At 66.9% G+C, this 8,172-nt stretch carries 6 protein-coding genes; all 6 read right to left on the reverse strand.

The features are described from left to right. Positions 1-431: 431 nt before the first annotated feature. Positions 432-3,695, reverse strand: coding sequence for a cadherin repeat domain-containing protein (locus KIT86_RS23305; protein WP_297402840.1), 3,264 nt, complete (start codon positions 3,693-3,695; stop codon positions 432-434). A gap of 1,414 nt (positions 3,696-5,109) precedes the next feature. After that, a complete protein-coding gene (locus KIT86_RS23310; protein WP_297402842.1) occupies positions 5,110-5,757 on the reverse strand; it encodes a hypothetical protein in 648 nt (215 codons plus the stop codon). Between the two features lie 302 nt (positions 5,758-6,059). Beyond that, positions 6,060-6,260 (reverse strand): hypothetical protein, encoded by a 201-nt coding sequence (locus KIT86_RS23315; RefSeq protein WP_297402844.1) that lies wholly within the window; start codon positions 6,258-6,260, stop codon positions 6,060-6,062. Between the two features lie 27 nt (positions 6,261-6,287). Then, on the reverse strand, positions 6,288-6,665 hold the full coding sequence (locus KIT86_RS23320) for a hypothetical protein (RefSeq protein ID WP_297402846.1): 378 nt from the start codon (positions 6,663-6,665) through the stop codon (positions 6,288-6,290). Next, positions 6,649-7,629, reverse strand: coding sequence for an ion transporter (locus tag KIT86_RS23325; RefSeq protein ID WP_297402848.1), 981 nt, complete (start codon positions 7,627-7,629; stop codon positions 6,649-6,651). The genes KIT86_RS23320 and KIT86_RS23325 overlap by 17 nt, the downstream gene beginning before the upstream one ends. Before the next feature lie 417 nt (positions 7,630-8,046). Then, complete coding sequence (locus tag KIT86_RS25240; protein WP_367185463.1) at positions 8,047-8,172, reverse strand: hypothetical protein; 126 nt, start codon at positions 8,170-8,172, stop codon at positions 8,047-8,049.

The following is an 8,172-nucleotide window of genomic DNA, read 5'->3' on the forward strand; positions in this document are numbered from 1 at the left end:
GGCCGCCCCGAGGCAGGCTTCCTCGGGTGGCAGCGCCAGGCGGCTGACCATGGCGACGGTCGGGTGGCGCGCCGGCGCGAGGTCGAGCAGGAGGAGGAACACGAGCGCGACACGCGTCGTCGTCCTCGCGGGGACCTGCAGACTCGCATGGACTCGGCCGTGGCCTGGGAGGGGAGGTGCCGTCCTGGCCGAGGCAGGTGCCCAACGCCGCTTCCAGTGCCGGTGTGACGCGCGGCACGGCCTACCGTAGCAACGGGAGAACGACGCGCGTCATCTGGCGACGATGCCGCCTGCTCGCAGCGTGGCGACCACCGAGGGAGACGGGCGCCCATCCAGGGGCGGCAATGGCATGAGCGGGAACGGCGGCAGAGGGGGGAACCGCCATGTTAGGCGGCTGCAGCCATGGGCGGAGGGATGGGGAGGCAAGGCACTCAGTAGCGGCGGTCGCTCGCGTTGCGCTTCATCGTCGCCGCCAGGACGACGACGAGGGCGATGACCACGAGGCCCAGCAGCACGCCCACCACGATGGTCGCCGCATGGCTGCTCGACGACGAGGACGAGTCGCCGCCCGACGAGTTGGCGTCGCTCCCGAGCGGGAACTTGCGGTCCTTGTACTCGTCGGGGCAGTTGCCATCTGGTCGAGGCAGCAGCTGATGAGTGGCGCACGAGGCGCAAGCGAGCGCTCGCGGCGTACCATCGCGGCTCGTGCAGGAGCGGACGACAATGACCTTGACGATGCCCGTGCTGGAGAGCGGGTCGCGCGCCGTGTCCGTCACGCGCACGCTGAGCAGGTACGTCTCCGGGCTGGCGGGCAGGCCCGACGCCGGCTGGTTGGCGACGCTCAGCTGGCCCGCCTCGGAGAGGACAAAGGCGCTCTGGCCGCCGCTGATGAGCGTGAACTTGGCGCCCTGGCCGGCGTCCTCGTCCGTGTAGTCGAGCAGGCCCGGCCCCACGGCGCGCCCGTTGGGGAAGCCCACCTCGGCGTAGGCGTTCTGGTTGGGCAGGATGGGCGGATCGTTGGCATCCGTCGCGTTGATGGTCACCGTGACCAGCGTGCCCGCTCCGCCGTTGACCGCCTCCACGACGCGCACGTTGACCGTGAACTGGCTGCCCTCGAAGCCGAGGCCCACGTACGGGCCGGCCTCGAAGTTCAGGATCGCCGTGCCCACGGAGATGTGGCCCGAGTTCAGCTCAATGTCGAAGAGGTCCGTGGGCGGCTCAAACTCGTACTCGAGCAGCGTGCCCTCGTCGTCCGTGCAGCTCAGGGCGCCCACGTAGGCGCCGCTGGCCGAGTTCTCCTCGATGGCGAAGCTCGTCGGCTCCGTGCACTGCGGCGGCGCGTGCGTGCCGTCAATCTCGACCGTGATGGAGACGGTCGTCGCCAGGGACGGGTTGCCGCTGTCCCGGCAGGTGACGCTCAGCTCGGCCTGGTGCCACTTCAGCGGCATGGTCGTGATCGACGAGATGATGCCACTCGCCGAGCCGATGGTGAAGAGGTTCTTGTCGGCGTCGTTCACGGGGGCGATGCTGAACGTCAGCGTCTGCGGCTGCCCGTTGATGCGATCCGGGTCGGTGAAGGCGATGGCGTTGCCGTTGTTGAGCGGGTTGGTCGCCTCCGTGCCCGAGGGCGCGCCGGCGAGGATGGTGCGCATCGAGCCGCGCGTCGTATCGAAGACGGGCGGCTCGTTGACGTCGAGGATGTTGACGGTCATGATGACCTGCGCCGTCAGGGAGGTCGGGTCCATGGCCTGGATGGTGAGCACCACCTGCTGCGTCGTCTCGTAGTCCAGCGCGAGGCTGTTGGCGACCTTCAGCTGCCCGTTGGGGTCCATCTGGAAGAGGCCCAGGTCGTTGCCAGACAGGATGCGGTAGCCAATCTGGTCGCCGTCGGGGTCGCGGCAATCGGGCGGCGCGCCGACGGGCATGCCCACAGCCGAGTTCTCCGCGATGGACACGGTCATCTGCGCGGGGCAGATGGGCGGGTCGTCGACGTTGAGCAGGTGCACGTCCACGGTGCCCTGCGTGTTCGACACTTGGTCCTCCACGCGGATCGTGAGGTGGTAGTTGGCGCGCGTCTCGCGGTCCAGGACGTTCTGGTTGACCTCCAGGTCCGCGACCCAGACGCCGTTCTCCTGGTAGTAGCGGATGCGGAAGGCGTCGCCGATGTTGCCGCTCAGGATGGTGAACGTGAGCTTGCCCTGGTCGCCCTCGTCCTGGTCCGTCACCTGCAGCCGCCCGGCGACGGTGCCGATCGGGGAGTGCTCGAGCACGTCGAAGACGCTCGACTGGATGACGGGCGGGTCGTTGACGTCGCGGATCTGGATGACGACGGTGGCGTCGGCGCTGCGCGGTACGGTGTTCGTGGCGCGCACGACGACGCTGTACTCGCGCTTCGTCTCGTAGTCGAGCTCGGCGCGCTGCACGGACAGGACGCCCGTGTTGGCGTCGATGCGGAAGGGCGAGCCGATCGTCACCAGCGAGTACAGGACGGGCCGGCTGTTGGGGTCGATGAAGCGGATGGCCGGCGTGATGGCCGTGTCCACGGGGCTGTTCTCGTCGATGGCGCGCGTGGGCTGGCCCTCAAAGGCCGGCGCCTTCTGCGACGAGAGCACGACCTGGATGGTCACCGTGGCCGTCGTCGAGGCCGGCGTGTTCGGCCGCTTCTCGATGTTGTCGTCCGTCGCGGTCACCTGCACCGTGTACGTGCTCTGCGTCGCGGCGTTCAGCGTGGCGCCCTGGCGCACGCGGATCTGCCCGTTGCCGGCGTCGATCTGGAACGTGTTCGAGGCGTCGACCATGGCGTAGGCGATGGTCTGCTTGGGGATGTCCTCGTCGACGGCCGTGACGGGCGTGCCCACGGGCGCCAGCGCGACGGCCTCGTCGTCAATCTCGCGCAGCTGGTCGATCAGCGTGGGCGGGTCGTTCAGGTCGTTGACCTCGATGCGGACGGGGCCCTCGCCGACGCCGCCGCGTGCGTCCGAGGCGCGCACGATGATGTTGTAGAGGTTCTTGACCTCGTAGTTGACCAGGCCCGTCGTGCGGATCTGGCCCGTGGTGGCGTCGATGACGAAGGGGCCGCTGTCGCCGCCGCTGATGGCGAAGGTCACCGCGTCCTTGTCCTCGTCGTTGGCGGGGATGGGCGCGCCGACGGGCGTGCCCGACGCGACGTTCTCGTCGACGGTGCGGTTCGTCGCCTGCACAATGGGCGCGTCGTTGCAGTCCAGGATGTCGACCGTCACCGTCACGTTGGTCGTGCGCTGGCCGGGGCCGTCGTCCTGCGCCTGCACGATGAGCGTGAACTGGCGCGCGTTCTCGTTCTCGTAGTTGATGGCCGTGCGGTCGTCCGTGTTCACCGTGATGACGCCCGTCGTCGCGTCGATGGCGAAGAGGCCGTGGCCGCTGCCACCGACGATCGAGTAGAAGACCTTCTGGTCCGTCTCGTCGCTCGGCGCCGAGCACCGGATGGGCGCGCCGATGATCGGCGTCCCGCGCTTGCTGCACGTCCCGCTCGTGCCCACCTCGTAGGCGGTGCGGGTGATGGGGCTGGGCGGGCACTCGGGCGGCTTGTTGCGGTCGACGCCACAGAGCATGTACTCGAAGTAGGCGACGCAGTAGCTGGCGCCAATGCTGCGGATGTTCCACGCATTGGTCTGGCCGTGCTTGTAGCCCGGGATGCTGTCAGCCTGGTCGTACACTTGGCTCTCCACGATGGTGCCTTGGTGGCAGTTGCAGGTGCAATCATGCTTCGGCGGCGCCGTTCCGACGAGGACGTTGTTCAGGCGAATCTCGCCACCGCCAGTGCAGCCCGTGGCGCCGTAGAAGGCGCCGTACCTGGCGCCGGGAGGCGCGGGTCAGTGCGACCTGGCGCGCTGCCATGCGGCCGCGCAAAGTGGACGTGCCATTTGATGGGCACCAGGTTCTGGCTTAGCATTGGGTCCTGTACGTTCTCGTCGCGGTTGAAGGAGCAGGTGTAGGGATGACTGCCGAGGCGCGCGGTCTAGTGTTAGGCAAGAGCGGCGTGGCCACGTAGCCGAGCGTGGGCGCGGAACGCACTTGCACATGCACGACGTGTCGCCCGTCGTGATAGTAGCAACGCGGTACGGTCCCATGGGCTTGGAGCCTGCGCGGGCGAGGGGTGCATCAGCCTGGAAGCAAGGGCGCATGGTGCGGCAAATGGAACGGTTCGTGTGCGTACCTGAGGGGCAGAGGTTGCCCAGCGGGTCCTGCGCCGTGGCCAAGGCCACGAGCGCCGCGGCAAGGAGGAGGAGGAGGCTCGATGGCGCTGCCATGTCGCTGCACAGAGCGGACAAGACGTCGCGATAGCTGGAGTGTGTTGCCCAGAGACAGGACAGCAGTTCACGAATTGAGCCGACCGCCAATTAGGGTGCGGGCGCAGTCTGGTTCAATTAAACGGTAATGAACTGAACCGCAAGCTGCCCGCGACGCTAATGGGCGCGGTGGATGATTGCCTCGAGGCATGATGCGGCCCTGCATGCACAACGGGGATGCGCGGTGGCTGACCACCAGGCTGGAGGCAAGGAAGGGAGACTATGCATGGGCGCGTGGCACTTCTGCCCTGCATGGCCTTGCTCGCCCTCCGAGCCGTGCATGCACTTGCATGCATGAACATGCATGCATGCGACCGCCGCTTCGCCTTGGCCATGAGAGTGCTGCGGGGGGTGGCCGACACGCCCGCCTGGTGGCCAGTTTCACGACCCTCAGCCGCTCCCATTGCCAGGTGCAAGCCAACGACTCCGCAAGCCCGAAATGATTCACTGTGTGGTTCCGCAGCGACGACAAGCCCTTCTGCTCAGAGTGCGCCCCGGGCTACTTCTGGGACGGCGAGGAGTGCGACGTCTGCGCAATGAGTTGCCCCGACCTGGAATTCCAGTGCGGCGGCCATGTCCTCTGCACCAACGATGGGCAGTTCACCGGGTGCGGCTGCGCGCCAGCGCATGCCGCAACTGCACGCCCATTGCGGCTCTCCTGCACGACGGACCGGAACTCGCGATGCGCGACGTGCGCGGCCGGCTCCACGGCCGCGGACGCCGGGGCGTTTACCTACTCAAGCTCGGCGCTGTGACGGTCAAAGGTGCCGTATTGCAGGGTCTACATGTTGGTTGTGAGCGAGTCAGCGTTCGCGTGGGTCACGTCTGTGCAGGCTGTACGGTCAGCTCGCTGGAGAAGAGCGCCTTGAGGATGGACTCTGTCGTTGTGATCCGCTGGGCCATGTACCCCATGCCCACCGCCTGCTTCTCGTTGGGCTGCTGCGCGGCCGCGGCGGAGGCACGCGCATGTGACAAGGAGCGTGTGCAGCGACTCGTCCGCCGCGGGGAAGGCGCGGCGTGCCTGCTGCGGGAGGTCGACCTTCTGGCAGAAGAGGCTGCTGAGCGGCATCGAGACGTACTCGTTGTCGTCGATGATGCCGAGGTACTCGATCCTGGCCGTGAGCTCGTCCCTGCGCGCCGGGTGGGGGCGGCGCATGAGCGCGGCCGCGCCCCCTCGCACCACGCCGCGCGCCGCGGCGGCGCACTTTTCCACCGACTGCGACACGTTCCACTGCATGATGAACGCCTCGAGGATGAACGCGATGACGATGTTCATGACGACCAGGACGGACAGGATGTGGAAGGCGACGAAGTAGAGCCGCGCCCACCGCGTCCCCGCTGCTATCGCGTAGCCGTCTGCGACCACGTGCCAGTCGTTGACGACGAGGCAGTCGAAGAGGATCTTGAAGGTCGCCAGGATGTCGTTCATGTCCAGGACAATGTACCCGAACGACAGGAACTTTGTTCCCTGCAGGCGCTGAATGGACGCTATCGAGACGGAGATCTTGCCTGCGAAGAGCTGCTCGCACGCAGCGCATGAGAACAGCCATCGTTGCGCTGCTCTGCGCACACGCGCGTGCGCACACCTCCATTCCGAGGATGCTGAAGAAGTAGAAGATGACCAGCAGCATGCCGCCGTACGTTGCAATCGCCGGCCTCAGCTGCCCAATGGTGGAGATGACCAGGCGGAAGCTGCAGCGGAGGCGCGCGTCAGGGCCATGCGCCGCCGCGTCACTCGCACGTGCGTGCGCTGCCGCAGCACCTCTTGATGCTGTTCAGCAGCTTGACCAGGCGGAAGATGCGCAGAAGCATGAGGAAGCGGAGGACGTCCACGAGCGCGATGCTGAATCCGGACACGGCGCCGGCCAGCGCGACGCCGTCGGCGGCCAGGATGAGGGCAATGTCGATTCGGTCCCAGACGCTCTCCCACAACGTCCTCAGCTCCACCGCGTACCACTGTCAAGCGGAAGGGGGAAACAGGCTGGGTCGTGGGCCAGGCGCACCTGTGGCGTCGCGATTGGGGCAGCGCAGCCAGCGCACCTTGAGGATCAGCTCGAGATTGAACAACACGAGGAACAGCTCGGGGATCCAGTTGGAGTTTGTCGCTGCGATGGTGATGGCGTTGGCGACGATGGCCAAGTCGAAGAGGTACCGGAAGATGGGGTGAACGGTGGCGCGGCGCAGCCACTTGCTCGGGGCGGACTCGTACACGGCGGGGCAGAGAACGCTGCTCATGGCCGACGAATGGAAGCGGGCGCGGATGCGCATGTTCAGGAGGTCGATGACGCGGCCAAACTGGCCCTTGCTGAGCTTGCCGCTCTCATCCACGTCGAGCACGTCGAAGAGCAGCCTGACCTTCTCCTCCGACGTGCTGGGCGCGCAGAAGTGCAGGAACTGCTGCCACTGCGCAAAGTGCACGCTGTCCGTGGATCTGGAGAGGACGTCGAACGCCATGTCCGCGAACGTGCCCTGGCGTGCGATCAGCTCGCTGACCTCGTTCTTCAGATACTGCGCCGGGCGCCGCGGGCCGCCGCCGCCGTTGATGCAAGCGCGCGCGCGTGCACGCATAGCGTCGCCGCCGGCCCACCTTGCGGTAGTTGTTGTACGCCACGGCGAGCACGACGGAGAGCATGATGAAGAGGCCCAGCGTCAGGAAGACGACAAAGAGCACGGCGTTCCACCGGCTGGCTGTGTACGCCGGGATGGTCACGTCGGGGTTGTTTGAGTTGGTCGACAGCACGTAGAAGCTCCAGAAGCTCTCCATGTAGTCGTAGAAGGCCAAGGCGCCCTCGGGGCGGTCGCGGTAGAGCTCCAGGGCCAACAGGCCAAAGGCGGCGATGAGGAGCCACAGGAGCACCATGACACCGACAATGTCGCGCAGCGTGCGCCGGACGGTGCGGACGCCGCGGCGCACGCCGTGGGCGAAGGCGATGAGATAGAGCGGGCGGAAGATGCGCGAGAAGCGCAGGCCCACGTTCCACTGCGACATGGTCACGCCGTACACGGTCATGTCCACCACGTTGAGCACGAGCGTCGCCATGGCGGCAATGTGCTTCTTGTCCCTCCAGAAGCGGCGCTTGTCGCGGTAGAACGTGGCCGCGTGCGCGAGGCGCACGGCGAACATGGCCAGGCACAGCGTCTCCATCGTCATGGTTGCGAAGATGGGGAGCGCCAGGCCGGGCACGGCGGGGACCTCGAAGATGGCGAGGCCCATGTCCAGCGCGACGAAGAACATGAGCGTCCACCGTGTCCATTTCCACACAAACCAGCCGTACGAGCTGCCGCGCGGCGTCAGCTGCATCGCGAGCGAGGCGTGGAAAAAGCGCGCGCACGTACATGAGCGAGGCGCGGTCTTGCTTGTACACGAACTTGGTGCCGTTCTTGGCGCTCTTGATGAGCGTCGCAGCGAGGAGCATGTCGTCCGAGGAGAGCGCGGGCGGCTCGCCCCCATCGTCGCGCGCGGACGTGGTCGACTCTTGCTCATCGCTGTCGAACACGACCGCCGGCGCCTCTAGTGTGGACACCATCCGCGCGGCGCGCCGCCGGGAGCGGGCGGCGCAGCGGCTCGGGTCACGGAGCTCGGAGTGCGCCAGCGGGGCGCTTGCGGTCGCGCCGCGGTCGACCTAACGAGCTCACGTGGTCCAAGCCAAATCAATCAGTCGCCCGTTAATGAGGGCTATTCATAGCGCGCCGCTCATTGGCTGGTCCGTGGCGAAGTTTACCCGCGCGAGCGAATTGGACAACGCGCCCAAACGCGCGCGGTCTTGTCGATGGAGCCGGACACGATCCTCGACCCGTCCGGGGTCACCGCCACTGACTGCACACGGCCTGTGTGGCCCCTTAT

This window comes from Hydrogenophaga sp., from assembly GCF_026125825.1.
Lineage (GTDB): Bacteria > Pseudomonadota > Gammaproteobacteria > Burkholderiales > Burkholderiaceae_C > Hydrogenophaga.

What these genes read in the sequence shown, in the direction of transcription:
- KIT86_RS23310 (WP_297402842.1), bottom strand. Translation starts at nt 5,757, where the DNA reads ATGAACGACATCCTGGCGACCTTCAAGATCCTCTTCGACTGCCTCGTC.
- KIT86_RS23325 (WP_297402848.1), bottom strand. Translation starts at nt 7,629, where the DNA reads ATGCAGCTGACGCCGCGCGGCAGCTCGTACGGCTGGTTTGTGTGGAAA.